Source organism: Alteromonas sp. 009811495 (assembly GCF_028865455.1).
Lineage (GTDB): Bacteria > Pseudomonadota > Gammaproteobacteria > Enterobacterales > Alteromonadaceae > Alteromonas.
Genome location: NZ_CP113972.1, coordinates 760,034 through 784,056 on the forward strand (window position 1 = coordinate 760,034; position 24,023 = coordinate 784,056).

Here is a 24,023-nt window from a genome sequence, read left to right on the forward strand (position 1 = left end):
CACGCCAAAAATAACGCTTCAGAATAGGGGCGCGCAATGAATAACTGACAACGCATACAGACATTAGACATGCGAAAGCAAGTGGCCCATATTGACTGATAATTCCGCCCTCATCATTGGTTGTCTTTTGCACCATCCTTGCAACACCTACTCCTAGAAGTACAACTGCATAAATTGCATAGTGAAATCTAATTCGTACGTCATTACCTGCCATTGTTATCTCAAATTCGTTTATTACCTTTGGGAAATTTATTGTGACTTGTAAAGAGTGAAGCGAGAGTGAATTTATTCAACGACTGCAATGGTTGGTATATAACAAGTAATCATTTAAAAAAACGTTGTGTCTACTTGATGAACAAGTTGCGTTCAACTATTGTTGAATTACACGGTTTGCTCACAGACGATTTATCGTCTCTGCAAACCTTCAATAACGTCAACGTACATAAGGAAATGCTATGACTCGTGTTTTACTTGCCTCTTCTTTTTTAGCAGTGGCGGCGGCTTCTGCCGTAGCCAGCCCAGCGACAGCGGCCAATGCAACCTATATTCTTCAGGTATCAAGCAACTTAGGGTGCGAAAGCTTGAATGTTGAACTCCTGCCATCTTCAGGCGAGAGTGTATCCCACCTAACATTTTCTGATGGTGCATTTGCCGCCGTCGATGTACAGCCCGGAATTTATACTTTTGGCAAAGTAACTTGTTCAAAAGACGGTGAAACCAGTGTTTTGAATGTCCTTGAAGGCCAGCTTTCTCCATTAAATTTAACCGAAGAGAAGATTTACTTTGGTGGAAAACTCGTCTTTAAGCAAAGCTCAGCATTAGCATTCAACGACGCGCCCGATGTTTTAGATAATTGCCCTCGCCAGATTAGTCGGGTTCGAGGTGCGCCGAATAATTCTTGTCGCGACGGAAACGGCGTTGATACAGGCCCGAAAAAAATTAAAAAGGTAGATGTTTTTGCTCCAACTATTCACGAGCAAGAAATTACTAGAGTTAGAAACTCACTTCAAAGAGCAGAGTCCGAGGTAGCATATTTGCCACTTCGGTAGTGATATTTTGCTGGAATGTAGTTAAACGACGTTGCTGTTTACCCAACAATTAATACCTGTTGATGAGAGCAAGATATACATCCTAGCCCAAGCAGGTTCATTGAGTCGACTTAATGGATTTGCTTGGTCAGCTAATTTTCAGGAAATATCATTTATCGTAGTTCCTATTTGTTTTCTTAGTGAAAGCAACATAAGCCATTGCTATCCCAATGCTATGGCGGAATTTTACTTGCCCATTTCAATAGCAACCCACAGTTAGCACTATTTGTGTACTTTGGGTTTCTTAAAACCATGCCAAAGACCAGTTTTAACCTATTCGCTGCACTGTACACTTGACCCTGACATAACGCGTTATATCAAGGGAGACAAGTGATGAACAGGGTCGGGTACTCAGCGTATGTTTTTTCAATGCTCGTAGCTTCACCGTTACATGCTGCAGCGGACATAACGCCACTTCAACTAGCAACACCTTACGATATTGAACAGGACACTATCACCATAGAAAATTACTGGGTTAGTGAAAAGCTTGATGGTATCCGCGCAAGGTGGACGGGAAGTCAATTGTTGACCCGCAGTGGAACACTTATTCATACACCGCATTGGTTTACAAAGGATTGGCCAAATGTAGCATTAGATGGCGAATTGTGGATTGAGCGAGGGCAGTTTGAGAAGACTACTTCTGTGGTGCTTAGCTATACACCGGATACCCGCTGGCACCATGTTGCTTTTATGGCTTTTGACCTTCCCCAATCTGATCTTCCTTTTGAATCTCGCTTAAAGGTGCTGCGCCGTCTTATAGACGACGCGAAAAATGTCTCATTGTCTTTGGTTGAACAGTACAACTTAACGTCACTGCATGAGCTAGAAAAAACGCTAGATAAAGTGCTGGCTCACAGTGGTGAAGGGTTAATGCTTCATCACAAAAACGCGCTTTATTTAAACGGTAGAAGTGAATACCTTTTAAAACTCAAAAAGTTTGATGATGACGAGGCTAAAGTGATTAGCCATGTGAAGGGAAAAGGTAAATATACTGATGTACTAGGCGCTTTATTGGTGCAAACCAGAGAAGGGGTTATCTTTAAATTAGGTAGTGGCTTTAGTGACAAAGAAAGAGAAAACCCTCCGCCAGTCAATAGTTGGGTAACGTTTAAGTACGCAGGTAAAACCCGTAATGGCAAACCCCGCTTTGCAAGTTTCCTTCGGCAAAGGCCAAATGCAGACATATCTCACTAACTTCGACAAAATGCCTAGCTTTAAGTAAGCAGAAGAAGAGGCCAAGGCACGTATTATCCCAACATTGAATGTTGCATAAAATAGTGTATAAACTACAAAGCCGGTGGCCCTATAGGCGACCGGCTTTTTTATGGCGAAAAGGAATGTCTAATGGGAAAATCTTTCTTTATTGTTGCCGCACTTGTATTAACCTTAGGGTGTGCTCAAGCGCAAGTTGACGCAGAATCAACAGTGGTATTTGACGAGGCAACACTCACAGTCGGTGAGGAAACCTTGAATGTTGAATACGCCAAAACGTTCGAGCAGCGAGCGCGCGGTTTGATGTTTCGCAAGTCGCTTTGTGAAGACTGTGGCATGTTTTTCAAGTTCGAATCACCACGGTTTGCGGGAATGTGGATGAAGAACACCTTCATTCCTCTAGACGTAGCATTTATCGACAGAAATGGCGTAATCACGGATATAAAACCTCTCACTCCACATAGCTTGGAGTCGGTCGGATCATCGAAAGAGGTACTTTACGCATTGGAAATGAACCAAGGGTGGTTTGCCGAGAATGAGATTAAAGTCGGCGACCAAATAACGATTGACTAATTGCGAGTAAACGCGCGATTGTGCTGGCTTAAAGCTAGCTTATTCTGGAGTTAAATATAGTGACAAATGCCTTATCGATAGCTAAGTTCGGTGGAACTAGCGTTGCGAATTATGAAGTAATGCAAAATTGTGCCCGAATTGTTGCCGGTAATGATAAAACGCGAATTGTAGTGGTAAGTGCCGCAGCAGGTGTAACCAACCACCTCGTCAGTCTTGCGCATACACCAATGACGCAACAACAAATTGAGGAAACGTGCCAAGCAATCATCGATATTGAGTTGGCTATCCTCAATAAATTGAGTGACAAAGAGAGCATTGAGCCTAAGCTCAATGACTTGCTTGATGAAATGCGTAGCCTCGCGTTTCACGAAGAAATCTTACATCGTGATGACTTAAAAGATCAGCTATTGTCGATGGGCGAGAGAATGTCGTCGCTAATGTTTTCATCGGTACTTGCCGAAGAGGGCGTCAAAACTATGAATTTTGACGTGCGTAAAGTACTGCGCACTGACAGTGAATTTGGCGAAGGCGCCCCACAAATTGAAGAAATTGAAAAGCTTGCTAAACAGCTGCTTGCACCTGAATTAGAAAGTGCCATTGTAGTTACACAAGGATTTGTTGGCGCTGATGAAGAAGGCAGAACAACCACATTAGGGCGCGGTGGTTCAGACTTTACCGCGGCACTGTTGGCTGAAGCACTTGATGCTGAGTCTTGTGAAATTTGGACAGACGTAATAGGTGTGTATACCACCGATCCGAGAATTACCTCTGCTGCACGTCCATTACCTGAGTTAAGCTTTGAAGAAGCCGCAGAAATGGCTACGTTTGGTGCAAAAGTACTACACCCCGCTACTATGGAGCCTGCGCTTCGCAAAGATATTAAAGTTTTCGTTGGTTCGAGCAAAGAGCCTGAAAAGGGCGGCACATGGATTGTACGCGACTGTGAGCATGAACCCGCTTATCGCGCAATCACCCGTCGCAAAGAGCAGGTAATGGTGACGGTTAAAACGCCAAAAATGATGTATGCACAGGGTTTCTTGCAGCAGGTGTTTGCGATTATCGCAAAGCACAAACTGAGCGTAGACTTGGTAACCACTTCTGAAATATCGGTGTCGTTCACGCTAGATAACCCGGCTAATTCAGTTGCACAGCGGTTGAATAAAGAGACTATCGCAGAGCTTGAAACAATATGTGATGTGAAAGTTGAAAAGGGGTATGACTTAGTTACTGTCGTAGGTAATAACATGCAAACGGCTGCTGGTGTATCGAGTAAAATCTTATCTGCGGTGTCTGATTTCAATTTGCGTATGATTTGCTTTGGCGCAAACCCGCATAACCTGTCATTTCTGGTTAACGAAACAGATAGTGAAGACGTTGTAAGAAAGTTGCATAAAGCGCTTTTTGAATAGACCTACTCTATTGTTTTATCGAAAACGGCCAACTAATGTTGGCCGTTTTTTTTATGCTTTGTAGCGTGCTCTGGTGTGCTAGGCACTGCACACCGTGTTTCTCCCCTTGGCTTTTGCTTGATAGAGTGCGCGGTCAGCATCGGCAAATAGTTCACTCTCGTTTAGTTGCTCGCCCGGGGCTTTAGCGGCAACGCCTACTGAGATAGTAATATAGTCAGAAATAGGGGACTTATCATGCGCATAATTTATATTCTCTACGTGTTTGCGAATATTTTCAGCGACGGTTTTGGCATCTTTTAAGTTGGTGTTTTGCAATATGACGGTGAACTCTTCTCCACCAAACCTAAACGCATGGTCGGTAGCCTCATGAAGTGACTGTTTAATACTTGAAGCAACTAGCTTCAGTGCTTCGTCTCCTTTTGCATGTCCGTAATAATCGTTGAACAGTTTAAAGTAGTCGATATCAATCACTAAAAGGCTAAGGGCGTTGTTCGTTGTGCTTGAACTATCTGCCAGTGTGGCTAACCACTCGTCAAAGTAGCGCCTATTAGAAAGTCCTGTTAGTGCATCTGTACGGCTTAACCCTTCGAGTATTTGATTTTTTTCATAAACCGCGTTTTGTTGTTTTTCAATAAGTGAAAGTAGGTTATTCAATCGTGTGCCAAGTTGATGTACTTCGTTGTCACCATCTGGCTTACAGCGAAGCGAGAAGTCTTGCTCGTCTTGGGCACGCTGAACCAGACTCAGCAATTCATAGACGGGGTTGATGAGTTTTCTATTAATAAAACCGTAGAACACAATCAAAGACAGCACCGACACAAGTGCTCCTCCTAATAGGCTTCCATCTACAATTACGTGTTTATCCGGCCCTTTGGGACGGGCAATTGATATAGCGAATAGTGTTTGCCCTTGTTGTGATTCGAAACGCACGTATAGACGAGGCAGTGTTGCCGAACTAGTTGGTGTTGAAACACCATCTACATTTAGCGCATCGAAGGAAGTGCTTTGCGAAATAGCCTGCGGTGTTAGTGAATCAATAGCATGAAAGGTTATGTCACTAGTAATATTAGGCGTGATCTTTTCAATGAAACTTTGATCAATTCGTTGTAAAACAACAGCGGTTCCATTGGAGTCACCCTGTTCATCGGAAGGAAGTATTTTACTTGCGATAAGTGCCACAGGGGTGTCTCTAAACATTGAAAACACAGTATGAACCGTGCTTGGTTGTTCAACAGCGTCGAAAATGCCACTTGTAGCGACGGCCTGACTAATCTCATCAAGGGTAAGAGTGGATTGAAACACCTCAGCAGCAACGACATTATTGTGCTTGTCAAAGAAAAGCCATCCATCAATGCCTAACGTGGTATAGCTTGTAGGTAAGAAGTAGGTTTTCGCTAGCCAATTCACATCTTTTGTCGCAATGGCGTTATACGTAGAGTCCCACACGGCATTGTCGTACACCAAGTTTTCAAGTGCCCTAAGTTCTTGCTGAACTTCTGATGCAACTCTCTGCAGCTCATAAACGTCGTGTTTCTCAGAAAGGGCCTTTAGCTGTGGGTAAGTCACAAATGCGCGTATACACAATTGCACAGCAACAAAGGTAGTGATCACAATGACTACCCCCAAAACTAATTGAGAACGAAGCGACCGAGTACTCAAAATATCCCCCTCAACAAACACTTCTTACAGTATAGCCAACCTATTAGGTTTCGCCGGGGAACAAAAAAGGGCTCCTTGCGGAGCCCTTTCATTACGTACTTTTTGTCGAGTTTACGGGTATTTACACCTTAAACTGACGAATTGATTGTTGCAGTTCTTCCGCTAATCTTGCCACTTCGTGGCTAGACTCAGACGTTTGTTGTGCACCTGCGGTAGTCTCTTCTGCAATGCCTACTATAGTTTCAAGCTTCTCACTGATTTCTTGCGATACCGTATTTTGTTCACGAGCCGACTGCTCAATTTGAGAACTTACATCGTGCGCTTTATGCACCGCATCAGAAATAATGTCCAGAGCCTGTGTTGCACGTTCAGTTTGCGCCACACAGGCTGCGGTTTGCTCTTTACCTTGGTTCATAACCGCAACAGCGCGTTCAGCACCAGCTTGTAGAACCTCAATCATCGCGTTGATTTCTTGGGTAGATTCTTGAGTACGGCTTGCAAGGGTTCTTACCTCGTCTGCGACAACCGCAAAACCACGACCTTGCTCACCAGCACGCGCCGCCTCAATTGCTGCGTTAAGTGCAAGTAAGTTAGTTTGGTCTGCAACACCGCGAATAACATCAAGAATGCCGCCTATACTTGCGCTATCTTGATGAAGTTTATTAATAACGTCTGCTGCGTCTTGAACGTCTTTAGCCAAAATTTCGATAGTATTTTTGTTTTCTATTGAAATTTGTCTGACATTTTCTGCTTCGGCATCCGCATGACGGATTTGGCTAAGCGTATCTTCTGCATTTTGCACCACAAGTTGTGACGTGGAGTGCATTTCTGTTGTTGCTGTGGCTACTTGTCCAATTTGCGACTTTTGGTCTTGGATTGAATGCGTAGTTTGCGCGGTCACTGCTGAGGTTTGCTCTGATGCGGCAGCAAGTTGCTCTGCACGCACGTTAATAGCAGTGATCAACTCTTTCAAGTTACCAATTAGCTTATTACAGTTTCTGGCCAGTAGTCCAAACTCGTCTTGTGCTGAATCATCAAGGCGATGTGTTAAATCACCAGACGATGCTACTGTCAGTAACTCATTAACACGATAAAGCGGGCGAGTAATCGCGCGTACTGTCACAAACCCAATAAAGGCAGCAATGGCAATTGAGAAAAGTACCACTAGCACAACAATGGTGTTACCTGTCGTGATGGTGCCGTTTACCTGTTCTTCTATATCGCTGGCCTTTCTGTCGGCTTCTGTTAACAGTTTTTCTAGCTCAATAATGCCCTGAGCGATATTCGCATCAGATGCGTTAAGCGCTTTTTCCGCATCATTTCGGCGCTCTAGGCGGTCTACATGCAGCTGAACTACGCCATCACTGGCTTTAATAGCGTTTACAGCACCGTTAACTAAATCGTTAATTTCATCTAGCGTTCCTGAGTCATCGCGGCCACCAGCGGTTTCAACCATTTCGCTTAGCTGGGTAACCACTTTTTCAACAACAAGGTCAACTTCATTACCCAAGGTTTGAGAACGCACTAGCGTTTGCGTTTTCACGTATTCGTTAGACACGGTAAGTAGGGATAACAGTGAAGACTCTAATTGACTGCCTACTTCGGCTGCTCTACGTAGACTTGCATTGCTTTGAACTGCATCTAAGTCAGAAAAATCAAGAAGATATGTTGAAGCGTCATCTGCGTTATCTTCAGCGTCGCCTAAGCGGTCTTGAATTGTATTGCGAAGTCCCAAGTACTTTTCATGATTCTTATACATTTCTTCGACGTTTGCGGTATACGCATCGAAAGATTGTCGAACTGAATTCAGTGTACTCTTTAACTGTGGTTGGTCATCGACAGCAAGGGCAAGTTTCTTATACTCACTATCAAAGCTCTCTTTTGCGGCGTTAAACGAAGTGCGTTTTTTCTCAAGTCCATTGAGCTCTTCTTCAATATAACTCTCAAAAGTCAGCCGACCCATATTAAGAAAGCTGGCTTTCAACGCGTTACTACCTGCAACGGTTGGAAGGGCGACATCGTTGACCTCTTCGGTCGCAGAGCCTATTGAATTGAGGTTATAAAGCGAAACAACACTGATTACGATCAGAAGTGCGCTGATCGCTACAAATCCCCCGATTACGCGCGTGGCTACGGTTATTTTCATCGGAACTCCTGGATGAGTGCATTTTTGTTCTTATCACTAACGATATTACCCCTCAACCTTATTAAAATACACCCAAATCAACATGAATGTGATTGTACTTTAGGGTGAAGGTTTAATACATCATCGTTACTATCACAAATAATTGTATCGGCTTCAGAGACTTAATGTTTACTTTATTTATGCTATTTGCACATAAATAGTTACTGGTTGTACCAGTTTTGGTCAAGTTTTTACTATTCGTAAGGAAGTTTGCTCACTAAATGAAGTGTACGCTCATGCCGAAACACTAATTAGCTCATTCTTACCAAGCTCTAACATGGTCATGGATTGGCCCCATACATAACCGGTATCTAGGCCAATAAATTGCGGGTTATTGGTTTGTCCTGACAATGCAGCCCAATGCCCAAAAATGACCTTTTCATTGCGGCCCAAATGCGTATTTTCATGTTCGAACCATGGAAGTAAGGTGCTGCTTGTACTATGCATTATGGCACTGGGATGTGCTTTGTTATCGAAATCTAGCGTCGAATTTTTGTGAACGAAACGCATTCTTGTGCAGGCGTTTACGATAAACCGCAGGCGTTCGCTACCAGCTAATTCCTCTGACCATTTATGAGGCTTGTTGCCATACATTTCTGTTAAAAAGGAAGCGTATTGCGGGCGTTTGAGTACATCACTCACTTCGTCACTTAACGCAAGTAGCTTGTGCGTTGACCACATTGGATATAAGCCTGCATGAACGATTACTGTGTTGTTTGCTACTTTTTGGGCAAGAGGAAAGTGACGTAACCAATCCACAAGTTCTGGCAGATCTGGAGCACTGAGTAGCGGCGCGAGCTTATCCGATTTTTTCGCTTTGCGTATGTTATTTACAACGGCAAGTAAATGGAGGTCGTGATTGCCTAAAACACTGGAGAAACTGTCGCCAAGAGATTTAAGAAAGCGTAATGTACTTAAAGAGTCTTCACCTCTAGCCACTAAATCGCCCACTGCGAAGAGGTTGTCGGCATTGGGGTCAAAGCGCGCTTTATCCAGAACGCGACGCAGACCATCATAACAACCTTGAATATCACCAATGACGTACGTGTTGCCTTGCGACATGCGAAGCTACCTTAATGGAGAATACTGGGAATGGCTAAACGGAATACTGAAATTGGCACGCGGAAACGCTCGCCGTTTTCACGTTCCATTTCATAGTAGCCTTCCATATTTCCAACGGGTGTGTCAATGACCGCGCCACTGGTGTAATCAAAACTTTCACCTGCCTTTAATATCGGCTGTTTTCCAACAACACCGGCCCCTTCCACTTCAGAGGTTTTACCGTTTGCGTCGGTTATACGCCAATAACGATTAATCAATTGAACCGTCTCGTTACTCTTATTCTCTATTGTGATGTGATAAGCAAACGCGTATTGCTTGGCGTCAGAAGGGAGGTGGTCAGGAAGGTGGCGAGTTTTCACTCGCACCTGAATATCGAGTTCTTCCATAGATGCCTTACTGCTCTTGTTGGCTCTCTTTAGCTGAAACTGCATTGGCAAGTGTGGCGAAATCGCCAAGAGACAGCACTTCTGCCCGACATGTTGGGTCGATACCTAATGCGCTTATTTCTTCTTCACTCAAGCAATCTTTCAAAGAGTTACGAATGGTTTTTCGGCGTTGGTTAAAGGCTTGTGCACAGACACGCTCAAGCGTATTTACCGAAACAACATCAACCGGTGGTGCACTGTGAGGAACTAATTTTACTACTGCTGAGTCTACCTTTGGCGCAGGTTTGAAAGCGCCTGGCGGCACGTTAAGTACTGGAATGACATGACAGTAATATTGTGCCATAACCGATAAACGGCCATAGTTCTTTGAACCAGGCCCAGCAGCCAATCTATTCACCACTTCTTTTTGCAGCATAAAGTGCATGTCTTCAATACTGCTGGCGTGATCGAATAAATGAAACATTAAAGGCGTTGAGATGTTGTACGGCAAGTTACCAAACACGCGAAGCTTTTTGTCCTTAATCGGCATTTCTTTTAATAAGGCCGAAAAGTCCATTGTCATGGCATCTTGTTCAATAACGGTTAGCTTGTCACCATTGAAAGGGTGATGGCGTAACCGCTTAGCTAAGTCTCGGTCCAGCTCGATAACCGTTAAGGCATCAACCTCTTCACATACTGGATCGGTTAGTGCACCAAGACCTGGGCCAATCTCGACTAAGTTTTGTTCGTTTTTGGGGCCAATTGCGGCAACAATTTTTCCAATCACATATTCATCGTGAAGGAAGTTTTGGCCAAATCGTTTTCTGGCCGTATGGCCTAAATGTGTTTTACTCATTGTTGATGTTGTGCAAGCTCAATGGCTTTTTCCAATGCTTTTCTGAAACTTCCGGCGTCAGCTTCTCCTGTACCTGCAAGGTCAAGGGCGGTGCCGTGATCTACTGAGGTACGAATGAAAGGCAAACCCAGAGTGATATTTACTGATGCGCCAAACCCTTTATATTTCAATACAGGCAGGCCTTGGTCGTGGTACATAGCCAGTACAACATCAGCATTTTCTAAATACTTCGGCTGAAAAATGGTATCGGCTGGCAAAGGTCCGGTAATATTCAAACCTTCAGCGCGTAACTCTTCCAGTGCCGGTATGATAGTTTGAATTTCTTCCGTTCCAATATGCCCATCTTCACCAGCGTGAGGGTTTAGTCCACACACGTAAATGTGGGGTTCTTTAATACCAAATTTAAGTTTAAGATCGGTATTAATGATGTGAATCACTTTGTGTAATCGCTCACGAGTGATCGCTTTCGCCACGTACTCTAGCGGGATATGTGTTGTCGCAAGGGCAACGTTAAGTCCTTCCGTTGCTAGCAGCATAACCACATCGATAGTGTTTGATTGATAGGCGAAGAACTCGGTATGTCCGCTAAATGATACCCCAGCCTTGTTAATTATGCCCTTATGTACGGGGCCTGTAACAACTGCGTCAAAGTCTCCATCCATATTGGCTTGGCAGGCTTGTCGTAATGTCTCGACAACGTAGAGTCCATTTTCGCTATCAAGCGTACCTGCGATAACGTCTACAGATTTATCTATCTGCTTAATAAACAACGAACCCGCAGCTTGTACTTGCGGGTTATTGGCGTCGTATTCAATAAGGGTTAGCGGTAAATCTAGCCGTTCGGCCCTTGCTCTGAGCATGTCACCGTCGGCAAACACGACAAGCTGTGCCTGCCATGTCTCTTGGGCCAGTTTAATAATTAAATCTGGCCCTATTCCAGCCGGCTCTCCCGGCGTAATTGCTATTTTAATTGGTGTACTCATGTATCACTTAATGTTTATGAATCTACAACTTCAACATACGCCGCATCACGCATTTCGCGAAGCCAGTTTTCGGTTTCTTCGGCAAATTTACGGTTGAAGATTAACTGAGATGCTTTTTCTTCTTTGCGCTTGTCTGTTGCATCATCAACTCGACGATCGATAAGTTGAATTAAGTGCCAGCCAAACGTTGAACGAACCGGATCGCTAAACTCACCTGGCTCAAGTTGTGCCAACGCTTCTTTAAATGCCGGCGTGTAGTTCTCTGGATCTGACCAGCCTAATTCACCACCGCGCAGTGCAGAGCCTGGATCTTCAGAATATTCTTTTGCTAATTCAGCAAAGTCAGACTCACCACTCTCAACTTCTTCTCTAAAGCGAATTAGCATCGATTTGGCTTTGTCTTCACTAAGAATAATAGACGGTTTTACCAAGATATGGCGTGAGTTAACTTCTTCTACCGTAATTTTCTCAATACCACGGGTATCAAGTACTTTTAGAATGTGAAAGCCAGCGCCGCTTCGAATTGGCCCAACCAATACGTCTTTGTCTTTACCCTGAATTGCTTCTGCAAATAGGGTAGGCATAGCATTGATGTTCATCCATCCCATATCACCACCTTCAAGTGCTTCGTTACCTGAAGAAGATGCGATGGCTATTTTAGCAAAGTCTGAACCAGACTCCAAAAGTGCAATAACTTTGTCAGCGCGTTCACGTGCCGCTTGAATGTCTTCGTCTGTTGGCTCCGTTGGAAATCCAATAAGGATGTGACCAAGACGATATTCCGCTTGCTCGGCTCCTTGCTGTTCCATAAGTTCTATCAAGGTGTTTATTTCTTGAGGTGTGATATAAACACGGCGGCGCACATTAGCGCGACGAACTTCACCCATGATAATTTCTTCGCGGATATCTTCGCGATAATCTTCATAAGCAATGCCTTGAAGTGCTATTGATTCGCGAAGTTGCTCAATAGTCGCATTTTGACTCGCCGCGATATTCCCAATCGTTTGCTCTAATTGAGGGTCACTGATTTGAATACCCATGCGTTCAGCCATTTGAAGCTGAAGGCTTTTTGTAATGAGTCGTTCAATGGCCTGTGTGCGAAGTGCGCGATCAGAGGGGAGCTGCTGGCCATTCGCCTCGGCGTTTCTTTTTACTTCCTGCACAAGGGCTTCGATCTCGCTTTCAAGTACCACGCCTTGGTCAACAATTACCGCTACGCGGTCTAGCATAACTTCTTGCGCAATGCTGTTAAATGAGAGTAGGGCACCTAACATCAATGCTCGGATAATGAACTTCATACACACTCTTTTATTATTGGTTAATTACACTTGTGCACACTTGCGTATGCTCAACTGCGGGTTAATTTAAACTATAAGGCTGGCGATAGCCAAACATACCGTCTTTTAGCATGCTTCTACGGGTTCCTGAAGAACCTATACCTTTAAAGATAAACTGAAGCGACACACCAGAGTCAAAGTCGTCTGTGGTTTGCTCGCCACGGGCATTGAATCGATTATTCAAGCTTCTTTGAGCAACTAAGCGAATTGCCCAGCAGCACGATTCATATTGAATACCGGTATATGTTTCAACACTGCGATGGCGCTCTAAATCACGATAGGTTCTGCCTACCCACTGCCAGTTCTCAGAAATAGGCCAACTTGCAGAAATACCAATTTGATCAATGGTTTCGCCACTTAAGTCGCGTACATAACGGTGGCTGACTTGGATAAAGCGCGCGTCATCTTTTCTGTACTCTACCCCAAGACTGCTCAAGTCGACTTTGTCAGTATCTGTTGTTACCTGAACGTCAGTATGGAAGAACCAATTTTTATTAACGCGCCAATCAACTTCGGCAGCAAGTGCTGAACGGTCTTGATTTTTAGTGGCGGCCACAACTTTGTTATCTTCAAGATAGAATATCTGACCCACACTTAGGACAAATTGTTCCCGATTGTTTTTATCTAACATTCGCGTGGTCGCACCAAGGGTAATTTGATTGTTGTCGCTGATACGGTCAAGACCTGTAAATTCTTGTCCTCTAAAGAGCCCTTCTACGTCAGTAAGTAGCGGCGTAGAATCATAAAAGCCAATAGCAGTTTGGTCTTCATACGACGTATACAAATACTGTATTTTTGGCTCAAAGGTCATCGACATGTCGTCGCTAAACCACGATTTATCTCGTTCAAAATACAAGGCTCCGTACAGTCGGCCTTGGCCAAGTGTGCGCTCTACGTTTTCATCTAAGTCTGTGCCCTCTACGTTATCTTGGCGGTATACCGTCTGAAATAACGTAGTTTCAGCAGTAAACTCTCCCCATGCAGAACGCAGTGGCATTGCAAGTGTTGGCGCTATATGAAAGCGGGTTGCAGTAGGTGCGGTATCTAACGTATTGTCAAAATGAGCAACTTCTGAGTCCAGATTAAACTCAAAAAAATCACCTAATGGCTTGTTATAATTAACTTTGATTTCTGGAACCGCGCGATAACTATCGGCAGTATTACCCAACACTTCAAAGTCTTTAATCTGCATATTCACCGACAGATTTTCTGAGTAATAGCTCATACCAATACTGCGGTACAGGTGGGTATCGGCACGGCTGTAGTAATCCGAACCTAAATCTAATAAGTAGTTGTTATCGCTTAACCCGTTAAAATCAACGTTTAGAAGCCAATTATCGCCAATTAACCCTTGGTGCTGTAAACGGTAAAAATAACGGTCTGGGTTGCCAGATATGTCTGAATCACTTGGTAAATATTCGACATACGCTTTACCTTGACTGTGTTCGGTTAAATAGCGAAATTCGGTATTTAACTGAATGCCACGTAGTGTCATAACCCGCGGTGCTATTGTCATGTCGTAGTTGGGGGCGATATTCCAGTAGAACGGCTGTGTATAGTCTACGCCAGTTCTGCTAGAGCTTGTAAGCTCTGGAAATAGTAGGCCAGTTTGACGCTCATTACTTACTGGGAAGGCAAAATAGGGTAGATAGAAAACAGGCACGTCAGCAATATAGAAGCGGGTGTGTTTGGCTTGACCCCAAACGGTGCCTTTTTCTAGACTTATTTCGCTGGCGCGAATTAACCAGTCTTCATCGCCTTCAGGGCACGTAGTAAAGCTTACGTCTTTTAACACAATCCCAGTGTCGGTATCTAAAACAATGTCTTTTGCCGCGCCTTGACCCACAAAACCCGTCAATTGATATCGGGTATTCGTCATTTCTAAACGCTCTTCAACAGAGCGAAGCGAAACGGAATCACTTTCTACTTTTAGTTGGGCATCTTGGTAGGTGACATCACCTTTTGCAATCAGATCTTTTCCGTTGCCGTTAACTTGCGCTTGCGCGGCCTGAATTACCGCTGTGTCAGAGGTAATGTCAACATCGCCTGAAAACAACGCAACTTTGTCTTGTATAATTTCAGTGCGATTGGCTTCAACCTTAACATGCCCTTTAGGCATAAGTGCTTTGCTGCTAAAGGTAACAGGCTCAACAGAGCAGAACGCAAGTGGAGCTGCATTCGAATCTGAATTAGTACGAGAATCTGTTGTTTCCTGTGCAAACGCGACAGTAGGCAAAAATGTCGCACAAACAACGATGGCGCAGGTTTTTTTCATGCGTTAATGGGTGGCCTATTTGTTGTAAATTGCTTTTATAACCCAGCTAAGACGACGCGCGTCTTGTATAGTTCAGCATTATTGTTTATCCCACCTAAAGCATATTTCAAAGCTCAATTGTTGCTTAAGGAGGACGCTAATAGTCTAAGAGGTCAATTCTAAGCACTTCTCGCGCAATTACCAACCATTGATGTGAAAAAATGCATATTATCTATCACCTAATAGAAAATATGAGCAATAAACGCTTTTCGCATGACCCATTAAGCTTGAAAATTTTCACTCCACACCTACATCTTATTTGGATTAAGAGAGCCGTTTGATATAGTGCTCTGAAATGCCGCAGTTCATTTTGACTAAAAAATAGCGTGAGTCTGCGAGTAATAAAGCCAAGTAATGGGAAACTAAGCAAACAATGGAGTACGCGTAGATGTCTATTTGGGGGAAGATCCTCGGTGCCTTATTTGGCTTTATGTTCTTAAAGATTCCAGGTGCGATTCTCGGCTTAGTTGTAGGGCACTTTTTTGATAAGGCTTATAGCCAGGATTTCAATCAGCTTGGTGGATTTGGTCGTTTTTTTACCGACCAAAATAGCCTAAAGCAACAAGCTATTTTCTTTCACAGTCTATTTAGCGCACTGGGCCATCTTGCTAAATCAGACGGAAAGGTGACCAGCAAAGAAATACAAATCGCGACAGCATTAATGGATGAGATGCGGTTAACAGGCGATGCCCGTCGCGAGGCGCAAGATGCATTTCGCGAAGGAAAAGCACGTGACTTTCCTCTGGTTGAGACACTTAAAGGCTTTTATGAAGCGACTCATGGTCGCCGCGATATTCTTCAGGTATTTTTAGAAATTCTCATTCAGTCTGCCTTTGCCGATGGCACCTTGTCACAAGAAGAGTACAACGTACTTGAAAAGGTAGCGAAACCGCTTGGGTTTAGGCGTCGTGACCTCGACTACCTTATTTCAATGTACGAAGCAGAAATCCGTTTTAGGCAGCGCGGTGGCCAACGCTCGCATTCGAATGGGCAATATCGTCAGGGCGCTCAAGGCCAGCAGGCTTATTCAGAACAGCAAAGTATTGATGATGCTTATCGCATACTCGGCGTCTCAGCGTCAGATGATGAAAAAGTTATCAAGCGCGCGTATCGCAAAAGAATGGCTGAACACCACCCTGATAAATTAGTATCAAAAGGGTTACCTGAGCAGGCAATGGAAATTGCCAAAAAGAAAGCTCAAGACATTCAGTCTGCATACGAGCTTATTAAGCAAAAGCGTGGCTTTTAAATGAAATCTACACAACGTGAATTGACCTATGTGCCTGCAGCAAGTCAAGCGCACATTGATAGCTTCATTGAAATGCTGTGGTTAGAAAAAGGGCTGTCTGAGCACACGCAGCAAAGTTATCGCACCGACCTTACTAAATTAGCAATTTACTGTAATAACCAAGGTGTCAAAGATATTGCATTGCTTGTTACAGAGCAGCTGCAGGACTACCTCGCTTATCGGCATGAAAAGGGGCTTTCGACGCGAAGCACGCAGCGTGCGCTAAGTGCTATTAGAGCTTTTTTTGTTTTTCTTATAAGTAAACAGATTCGCGTAGATAGTCCGGTATCAGCTTTATCTAATCCTAAGACGCCAAAGTCATTACCCTCGTCGTTATCACAGCAACAAGTCGAAGACTTACTTGCCGCGCCAGACACCGAAGATCCCATCGAATGTCGCGATAAAAGCATGCTTGAGGTTCTCTATGCCACTGGGCTTCGCGTAAGCGAGCTTGTTGGTTTGACGATGGAGCAGATTAGTTTGCAACAAGGCGTGGTGCGCGTTGTCGGTAAAGGGAATAAGGAACGCCTTGTACCTTTGGGCGAAGAGGCCATCGAGTGGTTACTTACCTACGTTAAGACGGCAAGGCCTATTTTGGCAAGTAAACAAACTGATGTGGTGTTTTTGAGTAAACGCGGGCAGAAAATGACGCGGCAAACGTTTTGGCATCGCATAAAATACTATGCGGTAAAAGCGGGTATCGAGCAGCATTTGTCACCCCATACATTGCGGCATGCCTTTGCTACTCACTTACTTAACCATGGTGCGGATTTACGTGTTGTGCAAATGTTACTAGGCCACAGCGACCTGTCTACTACGCAAATATATACCCATGTAGCGACAGAGCGATTGCAAACACTGATACATAGCCATCATCCTAGGGGCTAGTTTGCACGTAAGCTCACGATCAAAGCGCTTTGCTATGATTGTGAGCAGGTTTGCGACAAGCGGCGAGTCTGCAGTATTTTGTTCTCACTGGTGTGTGTTAGCATAGCTGCAAATAAATGAAATTTTTAGGGTGTACCTAAGGTCTGATAAATAACCAAGGGTTTTTTCATTAGGCGTTGAACGACATGACGCATAAGAGATGTGGTCGTTTTTTAGTGTAACCCAGATAAGATGTAATGGAGTAATTGAGTGAAAGCTATAAAGAAATTTTTGTTAGCGAGCGCTGTTGTGGCAACTAGTTTTGTAAGTGTGATTGCCCATGCCGCTGATGAAACCGCAATTCGTACGAAGCTAACAACCATGTTAGGTCTTGAAGTAGATAGCTTTGCTGACTCTCCTGTACCTGGTCTAGTGCAAGTATCGACTAATCGCGGTTTGTTTTACGTAAGTGACAGCGGCGAATACTTACTTCAGGCTCGCGTTTTCAATATTGATGAGAATATGCGAAATGAAACGGAAGTAGCATTATCGTCACTGCGCTTAGCTGGTGTGAAAGACATGGCTTCATCTGCCATAACGTTTAAAGCAAAAAATGAAAAACACGTGATCACCGTATTTACCGACACAACGTGTGGCTATTGCCGCAAACTGCACAATGAGATTGGCGAGTTAAATGATAACGGTGTGACGGTTCAATATTTGGCGTTTCCTCGAGCGGGGTTAAATAGTCAGAACTATGAAGATATGGTTTCTGTGTGGTGTGCCGCTAATCCACAGCAGGCCCTAACTGATGCCAAAGCCGGTGACAATGTAGCAAGTGCAAGTTGCAAAAATAAAGTGGCAGAGCAATACCTGTTAGGACAAAAGTTAGGCGTAAATGGTACACCTAACATCATTTTACCTGACGGTTCACTTATCCCAGGGTATCAACCTGCTGACTTACTTGTTCAAGCACTAGAGCAAGCACAGTAAGCACACTCCTTACATTATTTTAGATAAAAAACGCACGCTTTGTGCGTTTTTTGTTTTTCTGCGGTACTATTTTGGCTGCAGTCGCGCTTGCATGACATGCAAGTGGTTACTGCACAGATATAATACTCAGCTTCATAATTTACAACGATATATAGTGGTACCTCATGATATTGCCCATTGTTCGCCGAGAGGTCTCTGGCGACTTGCTAAGCGCAGACCTTCACCCCGTAATTGATAGAATTTATCGCGGTCGTAATGTTGTGCGTATTGATGACTTGGAAAATGGTCTCAAAGGGCTAACGCATTTTAACGAGCTTAAAGGTATGCCGAAAGCCGCACGCATGCTAGCAGATGCCGTCGAGCAAAATAAAAAGCTTATTATTGTCGGCGATTTTGACGCAGACGGCGCAACCAGTACTTCTGTGTGTATCTTAGCTATGCGAATGATGGGGCATCACAATATCGACTACTTAGTACCCAACCGGTTTGATTTTGGCTATGGCCTGAGTGTGCCTATTGTTGATGTGGCCAAAGAGCAAGGCGCTGACGTAATTGTCACGGTTGATAACGGTATTTCATGTATTGATGGTGTTGCTCATGCCAAGGCAAAGGGAATTGATGTCATTGTTACTGATCACCATTTGCCTGGTGATGTACTGCCAGACGCTGATGCGATAGTAAACCCTAACCAACCTGGTTGTAATTTTCCGTCAAAGAACCTTGCAGGTGTCGGCGTTGCTTTTTACATTATGTTGGCAGTGAAAGCCGAGTTGCAATCACGGGGATATTTCGAAAAGGCTAATATTGCTGTACCCAACTTGGCATCGCTACTTGATATTGTGGCTGTGGGGACAGTGGCCGATGTAGTGGTGCTAGATAAAAATAACCGAATTCTAGTTCACCAAGGTTTGCAGCGAATACGCGCTGGCAAGTGCCGTCCGGGTATTAAAGCGCTGGTAGAAGTGGCAAACCGAGAATGTGCTCACCTTACGTCAACAGACTTGGGATTTGTCGTAGGGCCGCGCTTAAATGCAGCAGGGCGCCTAGATGATATGTCGCAAGGTATAGCGTGCTTGCTGGAAGACGACACCATTCAGGCAAGAATGATTGCCGCGGAACTTGATGCACTTAACAAAGAGCGCAGAGAAATTGAAACGGGTATGAAGGCCCAGGCTGAGCAAACCCTTGAAAGTATGGCCCTTAATGAAGGCGAGATGCCTGAAGCCCTAGTGGTTTACCGTGAAGATTTCCACCAAGGTGTAATTGGTATTGTCGCGGGCAGGCTGAAAGAGAAGTACTTAAAGCCGGTGATTGCCTTCGCACATCAAGACGATGAGATAATTAAAGGGTCAGCACGCTCTATTCCTGGCGTACATATTCGCGATGTGTTGGATGAAGTTAACACGCGCTTCCCGGGGGTTATCGATAAATTCGGCGGGCACGCCATGGCGGCCGGGCTCAGTTTACCACTTGCGAAGCTTAAGGCGTTTGAAGACGCATTTGTCGCTATTGCCAGTCAACATATGGCAAAGCTTGACGGCAATCACGCGCTGCTTTCTGATGGAGACTTAACCGACAGCGAGTTGTGTTTGACGTTTGCTCACCAATTGCGTCAAGCGGGGCCTTTTGGGCAAGGCTTTGAGTCGCCATTGTTTGATGGTGAATTTACCTTGTTAGACCAAAGGCTTGTCGGGCAAAAACACCTCAAAATGGTGTTAAAAAGTGATGGAAATAATGAAATAGATGCAATTGCATTTAATGTGGATTTAAACGTCTGGCCCAACGCTATGGTGAAGCGGGTTCATATCGCTTACCGTCTTGATATCAATGTTTTTCGCGGTCAGGAAACGGTGCAACTTATCATTGAGCAAATCACGGCCTGCTAGCCTTCGATTGGGGAATGTCTACTATGAAAAGCGAGCGACAAAAACTCGTCGAGAAGCACCAGCAGCTAAACCAGACTGACAATGCAAAAGTGGTCTCGCATGTCCAGCGTGAAGAGAAAGACAGTGATTGGATTCGTCACACCATCATGCTTGAAGGTATAGATGTGCCTTTTATCTATCGGCGAAAGCAACAATATCAAAGCCTTAAAGGGGCACGTGTTAACGTGACGTACTACAGACAAGTGCAAGACGTCGCGGGCATCGAGTTTGAAACCATGAAAGTGGTTCGTATAAAGCGCAGCTAGCGTTTTGGCACATAAGCGCGACCCACAAGGTGGCAAAGGTATGTGCAACGTAGATTAGGTAAAAGCATCGTGGAAAAGGTATGAACAACGACTGGCTAAACGCTTATGTATTGCACCGCCGCCCTTACCGTGAAACAAGCTATATTGTTGACTTTTTCACGTTGGAAGAAGGGCGTGTAAGCGCGGTGGCGAAAGGCGTTAAAAACAGTAAATCAGATAAGAAGAGCTTGTTGCAGCCGTTCCAGCATTTGCGTATTCAATTAAGGGGAAAGTCTGATTTAAAGAATTTGTCGCATGTTGAAAGTGTTTCGCCCTCAATACCCCTTGTTGGGACTTCACTGTTTTGTGCTATGTACGTCAATGAACTTGCCAATAGGATCATGCCAAACGGCCTTGCCAGTGATGGCGTGTTCAGTGCTTACGAACAAGCTCTAACATCGTTGAGTGAGCAAGGCGACATAGAAGTTACATTGCGCCAATTCGAGTTTGCATTATTAGATGAAATGGGGCTATTACCTGATTTTACGACCGATGTTGAATATGAGATGCCTATTGAAGAAAACGGCAGCTACCATTTTCAAGCTGACGCAGGTTTTGTGCAAATGCCCGAGCATATTCAAGGGAATAGAGGCTTTCCCGGAACAGCTTTACTTTCTCTCGCTCAAGGAGAATTTACGCCACTAAGTAAGAAAGTCGCAAAAGTCCTTTGTCGCGACCTGCTAAAACCGCTTATTGGTGATAAACCACTTAAGAGTCGCGAATTATTCATGCCCAAAAGTCGCTAGCATAGCTCGCGCGCTTAACTCGCGTACTTGAAATAAAGGCTAGCCCCTCGAATTCATTACATTATTTTCTGTTAACCCATAGCATTTACGCCGCTGTAGTCTAAAAACTTTGCTACAATTGCGCGACTCTATTGGTAAACTTTTTTTGGCTGTTGCCCTTGTTCAGCCTACAAAACCCAGGTGGTGAAATGAGCACGATTTTATTAGGCGTTAACATCGACCATATCGCAACACTTCGCAATGCGCGTGGTACCCATTACCCTGACCCAGTTCATGCAGCGGATATCGCAGAGCGCGCTGGCGCTGACGGTATTACTGTGCACCTTCGTGAAGATCGCCGTCATATTAAAGATCGTGATGTGCGCATACTAGCGCAAACCATTAATACGCGTTTAAATCTAGAAATGGCAGTCACTGATGAAATGCTCGCCATTGCCGAAGAAGTTAAACCCGTATTTTGTTGTCTCGTGCCTGAAAAACGCGAAGAGCTGACTACAGAGGGGGGGCTCGATGTAGCGGGTAACTTTGACACAATTAAGGCGGCTTGTGAAAGACTAGCCAAGGCCAACATTTTGGTGTCGCTGTTTATTGATGCTGACAAGGCGCAAATTGATGCCGCTGCAAAGTGTAATGCACCTTATATCGAAATTCATACTGGTCAGTATGCAGAAGCTACTAGTGAAGATGAACAGCAAAAAGAACTAGCACGATTGATTGAAGGCATTGAGTATGCTGATAGCTTAGGACTTAAAGTGAATGCAGGTCATGGCTTGCATTACCACAACGTAAAACCAATTGCGGCGATACCACAATTGATCGAGCTAAACATTGGTCACGCTATTATTGCTCGCGCAGCGTTTGATGGGCTACATACCGCAGTTTCCGATATGCGTAAGCTTATGTTAGAAGCTCGCGCTGGTATTTAAAATTCGCAAAAAAAGTAGGGTTTGAACGTGGCAATAGCGGGTTTAGGGACTGATATTATTGAAATAGCGCGCTTAAGCAGTCGCTCAAGCGATGGCGATAGCGTTAATGAGCGCTTAGCTAAGCGTGTACTTACGTCCGCCGAGTACCAACAATTTTGTGAACACAAAACGCCTATGCGGTTTCTCGCTAAGCGTTTTGCCGCTAAAGAAGCGGCGGTAAAGGCGTTAGGAACAGGCATCGGCAATGGCATTAGCTGGCAGCATATCGAAGTGACAAACGACGAGTTGGGTGCACCTCGTTTAACGTTTTCTGGTGAGTTCGCATCGCGCTGCGAAGCGAGAGGGATTGTCAGCGCTCTCGTCAGTATTTCAGACGAGCAGCACTATGCTGTTGCCACTGTCATTCTTGAAACCCTTTAATAGCATATCAGCCACCGGAGATTCACTTGGCAAACTTGTTTAAGCAATCGCGCGACAAACAAAAAAAAAGTACCGTGCAAGGTACAAAAAAACGAACCAGTGCTAATTCACAGGTCGCTGGGCTGCGTTTCAAAAAATCACCTACATCAGAAAAACAAACAGACGCTAAGGCACAGGGTTCGGATATCGAGTCTGGACACGTGAGCAATAAAAGTCGTGTTTCAATCGATGCATTAGATTGGAAGGGGCAAGGTGTTGTTCGCGGAAATCCGGTGATATTTGTCGAAGGGGCGATACCAAATGAAACCTGTGAAATAGAAATAACGGCTAGCAAAAAGCAGGTAGCCAACGCTCGCGTAAGTCGTGTAATCAATGCCTCCTCTGATAGAGTCACGCCATTTTGTCCGGTATTCAAACAGTGCGGCGGATGTCAATTACAGCATATAGATGCAGAAGCGGCGTTGTCATATCGCGACCAAGCATTAAAAGACATGCTCATGCGACAGCTGGCGATGGACCCTATTATTTGGCAGCCGCCGCTATCGGGTAACCGTGAGCAATACAGAAGAAAAGCAAGGCTTGCTATTGATGCGCGAAACATCAACCGCATTAAACTTGGCTTTCGAGAAGCAGGCAGTAACAAGGTTGTGAATATTGATGCTTGCCCAATATTGGTGGACCCACTCAAGACGTTACCGAAAGCCCTGCGCGAAGCGCTTGAAGGTTTTGAAAGCGCTAAGCACATAGGGCATATTGTGCTGGTTGCGGGCGATAACATCACGCAAGTGGCTATCAAGCATACCAAAGCCCTCGAGAATGAACTTATTGAAAACCTTGTGGACTTTGCACTGAGCAACCAGGTTTACGTGGTGCTAGAAAATAAGAAAGGCACGTTAACACCGCTTCAGGTAAAAGGGCAAACTGCGCAAGATGTGTCTATCGCAACTGCTGAAGGTTTTACTTTAAACCCTGCACCTAACGATTTTATTCAAGTGAACGGGCCGGTGAATCAAAAAATGATAGCCCAAGCGCTTGCTTGGTTGGCACCACAACGCGGCGAGCGTATTGCTGACTGGTTTAGCGGGTTAGGGAATTTCACCCTGCCCATGGCTAAAACTGGGGCTCAGGTTCAGGCCATCGAAGGCGTTGCCGAAATGGTGACGCGGGCAAAAGAGAATGCACTTAAACAGGGCATATCTAACGTGGACTGGCTGCATTTAGATTTGTCGAATGAAGACAATGTTAAGCAGGCACTTAGCACCGGCTTTGATAAGGTATTGCTTGACCCCTCAAGGGAAGGGGCCTTGACGGTATGTCATGCACTTGTACAAGCACGACCAAAAGCGATAGTGTATGTTTCTTGCAACCCCAGTACGTTTTCTAGAGATGCAAAAGTGCTACTAGAAGGCGGCTACCACATGGAAAAGGCAGGTGTAGCAGAAATGTTTCCCTACACACATCACATGGAAATGATGGCTTTATTTACGCAGCGCAGCAGTAACGAGTAACG

Annotated in this window: 21 protein-coding genes; 13 read left to right on the forward strand and 8 right to left on the reverse strand. The window is 44.6% G+C overall.

The features are described 5' to 3' along the window. Nucleotides 1-455: 455 nt before the first annotated feature. The 4 genes from OZ660_RS03405 to lysC all read left to right on the forward strand — a co-directional run bounded on the left by OZ660_RS03405 (nt 456) and on the right by lysC (nt 4,282). Nucleotides 456-1,049 (forward strand): hypothetical protein, encoded by a 594-nt coding sequence (locus OZ660_RS03405; RefSeq protein ID WP_202263602.1) that lies wholly within the window; start codon nt 456-458, stop codon nt 1,047-1,049. Nucleotides 1,050-1,421: 372 nt separating this feature from the next. Continuing rightward, a complete protein-coding gene (locus OZ660_RS03410) occupies nt 1,422-2,282 on the forward strand; it encodes a DNA ligase (RefSeq protein WP_274742563.1) in 861 nt (286 codons plus the stop codon). Nucleotides 2,283-2,432: 150 nt separating this feature from the next. Further along, complete coding sequence (locus tag OZ660_RS03415) at nt 2,433-2,873, forward strand: DUF192 domain-containing protein (protein ID WP_202263606.1); 441 nt, start codon at nt 2,433-2,435, stop codon at nt 2,871-2,873. 59 nt (nt 2,874-2,932) lie between these two features. Next, nucleotides 2,933-4,282 carry a lysine-sensitive aspartokinase 3 gene (gene lysC, locus OZ660_RS03420; RefSeq protein WP_202263608.1) on the forward strand — a complete coding sequence of 450 codons (1,350 nt, stop codon included), beginning with the start codon at nt 2,933-2,935 and terminating at the stop codon, nt 4,280-4,282. Between the two features lie 78 nt (nt 4,283-4,360). Here lysC and OZ660_RS03425 read toward each other — a convergent pair whose 3' ends face one another. The 8 genes from OZ660_RS03425 to OZ660_RS03460 form a co-directional block, all read right to left on the reverse strand. Further along, nucleotides 4,361-5,941: a diguanylate cyclase gene (locus OZ660_RS03425; protein ID WP_274742564.1), complete on the reverse strand. Its 1,581-nt coding sequence runs from the start codon at nt 5,939-5,941 to the stop codon at nt 4,361-4,363. A 121-nt stretch (nt 5,942-6,062) separates the two neighbouring features. Then, nucleotides 6,063-8,087: a HAMP domain-containing methyl-accepting chemotaxis protein gene (locus OZ660_RS03430; RefSeq protein WP_202263612.1), complete on the reverse strand. Its 2,025-nt coding sequence runs from the start codon at nt 8,085-8,087 to the stop codon at nt 6,063-6,065. Nucleotides 8,088-8,360: 273 nt separating this feature from the next. Further along, nucleotides 8,361-9,188, reverse strand: a complete 828-nt coding sequence (locus tag OZ660_RS03435; RefSeq protein ID WP_274742565.1) for a symmetrical bis(5'-nucleosyl)-tetraphosphatase — start codon at nt 9,186-9,188, stop codon at nt 8,361-8,363. Between the two features lie 11 nt (nt 9,189-9,199). Beyond that, complete coding sequence (apaG, locus tag OZ660_RS03440) at nt 9,200-9,574, reverse strand: Co2+/Mg2+ efflux protein ApaG (RefSeq protein ID WP_202263617.1); 375 nt, start codon at nt 9,572-9,574, stop codon at nt 9,200-9,202. A 7-nt stretch (nt 9,575-9,581) separates the two neighbouring features. Continuing rightward, nucleotides 9,582-10,409: a 16S rRNA (adenine(1518)-N(6)/adenine(1519)-N(6))-dimethyltransferase RsmA gene (rsmA, locus tag OZ660_RS03445; RefSeq protein WP_159623968.1), complete on the reverse strand. Its 828-nt coding sequence runs from the start codon at nt 10,407-10,409 to the stop codon at nt 9,582-9,584. Next, nucleotides 10,406-11,392, reverse strand: a complete 987-nt coding sequence (gene pdxA / locus OZ660_RS03450; RefSeq protein WP_274742566.1) for a 4-hydroxythreonine-4-phosphate dehydrogenase PdxA — start codon at nt 11,390-11,392, stop codon at nt 10,406-10,408. Before pdxA ends, rsmA begins: the two co-directional genes overlap by 4 nt. Before the next feature lie 14 nt (nt 11,393-11,406). Beyond that, nucleotides 11,407-12,690, reverse strand: a complete 1,284-nt coding sequence (surA, locus tag OZ660_RS03455) for a peptidylprolyl isomerase SurA (RefSeq protein ID WP_159623966.1) — start codon at nt 12,688-12,690, stop codon at nt 11,407-11,409. Nucleotides 12,691-12,751: 61 nt separating this feature from the next. After that, nucleotides 12,752-15,004: an LPS-assembly protein LptD gene (locus OZ660_RS03460; protein ID WP_274742567.1), complete on the reverse strand. Its 2,253-nt coding sequence runs from the start codon at nt 15,002-15,004 to the stop codon at nt 12,752-12,754. 427 nt (nt 15,005-15,431) lie between these two features. On the opposite strand from OZ660_RS03460, the gene djlA reads away from it, so the two are divergent. The 9 genes from djlA to rlmD all read left to right on the forward strand — a co-directional run bounded on the left by djlA (nt 15,432) and on the right by rlmD (nt 24,021). After that, complete coding sequence (gene djlA, locus OZ660_RS03465) at nt 15,432-16,292, forward strand: co-chaperone DjlA (RefSeq protein WP_159623964.1); 861 nt, start codon at nt 15,432-15,434, stop codon at nt 16,290-16,292. Continuing rightward, nucleotides 16,293-17,219 (forward strand): site-specific tyrosine recombinase XerD, encoded by a 927-nt coding sequence (gene xerD / locus OZ660_RS03470; RefSeq protein WP_274742568.1) that lies wholly within the window; start codon nt 16,293-16,295, stop codon nt 17,217-17,219. Between the two features lie 249 nt (nt 17,220-17,468). Continuing rightward, nucleotides 17,469-18,191, forward strand: coding sequence for a bifunctional protein-disulfide isomerase/oxidoreductase DsbC (gene dsbC, locus OZ660_RS03475; RefSeq protein ID WP_159623962.1), 723 nt, complete (start codon nt 17,469-17,471; stop codon nt 18,189-18,191). A gap of 164 nt (nt 18,192-18,355) precedes the next feature. Then, a complete protein-coding gene (recJ, locus tag OZ660_RS03480; protein WP_274742569.1) occupies nt 18,356-20,077 on the forward strand; it encodes a single-stranded-DNA-specific exonuclease RecJ in 1,722 nt (573 codons plus the stop codon). Nucleotides 20,078-20,100: 23 nt separating this feature from the next. After that, on the forward strand, nt 20,101-20,382 hold the full coding sequence (locus OZ660_RS03485; RefSeq protein WP_202263656.1) for a hypothetical protein: 282 nt from the start codon (nt 20,101-20,103) through the stop codon (nt 20,380-20,382). An 80-nt stretch (nt 20,383-20,462) separates the two neighbouring features. Continuing rightward, entirely contained in the window at nt 20,463-21,167 is a 705-nt protein-coding gene (gene recO, locus OZ660_RS03490) for a DNA repair protein RecO (protein ID WP_274742570.1), read from the forward strand. A gap of 188 nt (nt 21,168-21,355) precedes the next feature. Next, a complete protein-coding gene (gene pdxJ, locus OZ660_RS03495) occupies nt 21,356-22,093 on the forward strand; it encodes a pyridoxine 5'-phosphate synthase (protein ID WP_159623958.1) in 738 nt (245 codons plus the stop codon). Nucleotides 22,094-22,120: 27 nt separating this feature from the next. After that, on the forward strand, nt 22,121-22,513 hold the full coding sequence (acpS, locus tag OZ660_RS03500; RefSeq protein WP_274742571.1) for a holo-ACP synthase: 393 nt from the start codon (nt 22,121-22,123) through the stop codon (nt 22,511-22,513). 26 nt (nt 22,514-22,539) lie between these two features. After that, the gene (gene rlmD, locus OZ660_RS03505; RefSeq protein ID WP_274742572.1) at nt 22,540-24,021 is read left to right on the forward strand and encodes a 23S rRNA (uracil(1939)-C(5))-methyltransferase RlmD; all 1,482 of its coding nucleotides are present in this window, start codon (nt 22,540-22,542) and stop codon (nt 24,019-24,021) included. The last annotated feature ends 2 nt before the right edge of the window (nt 24,022-24,023 follow it).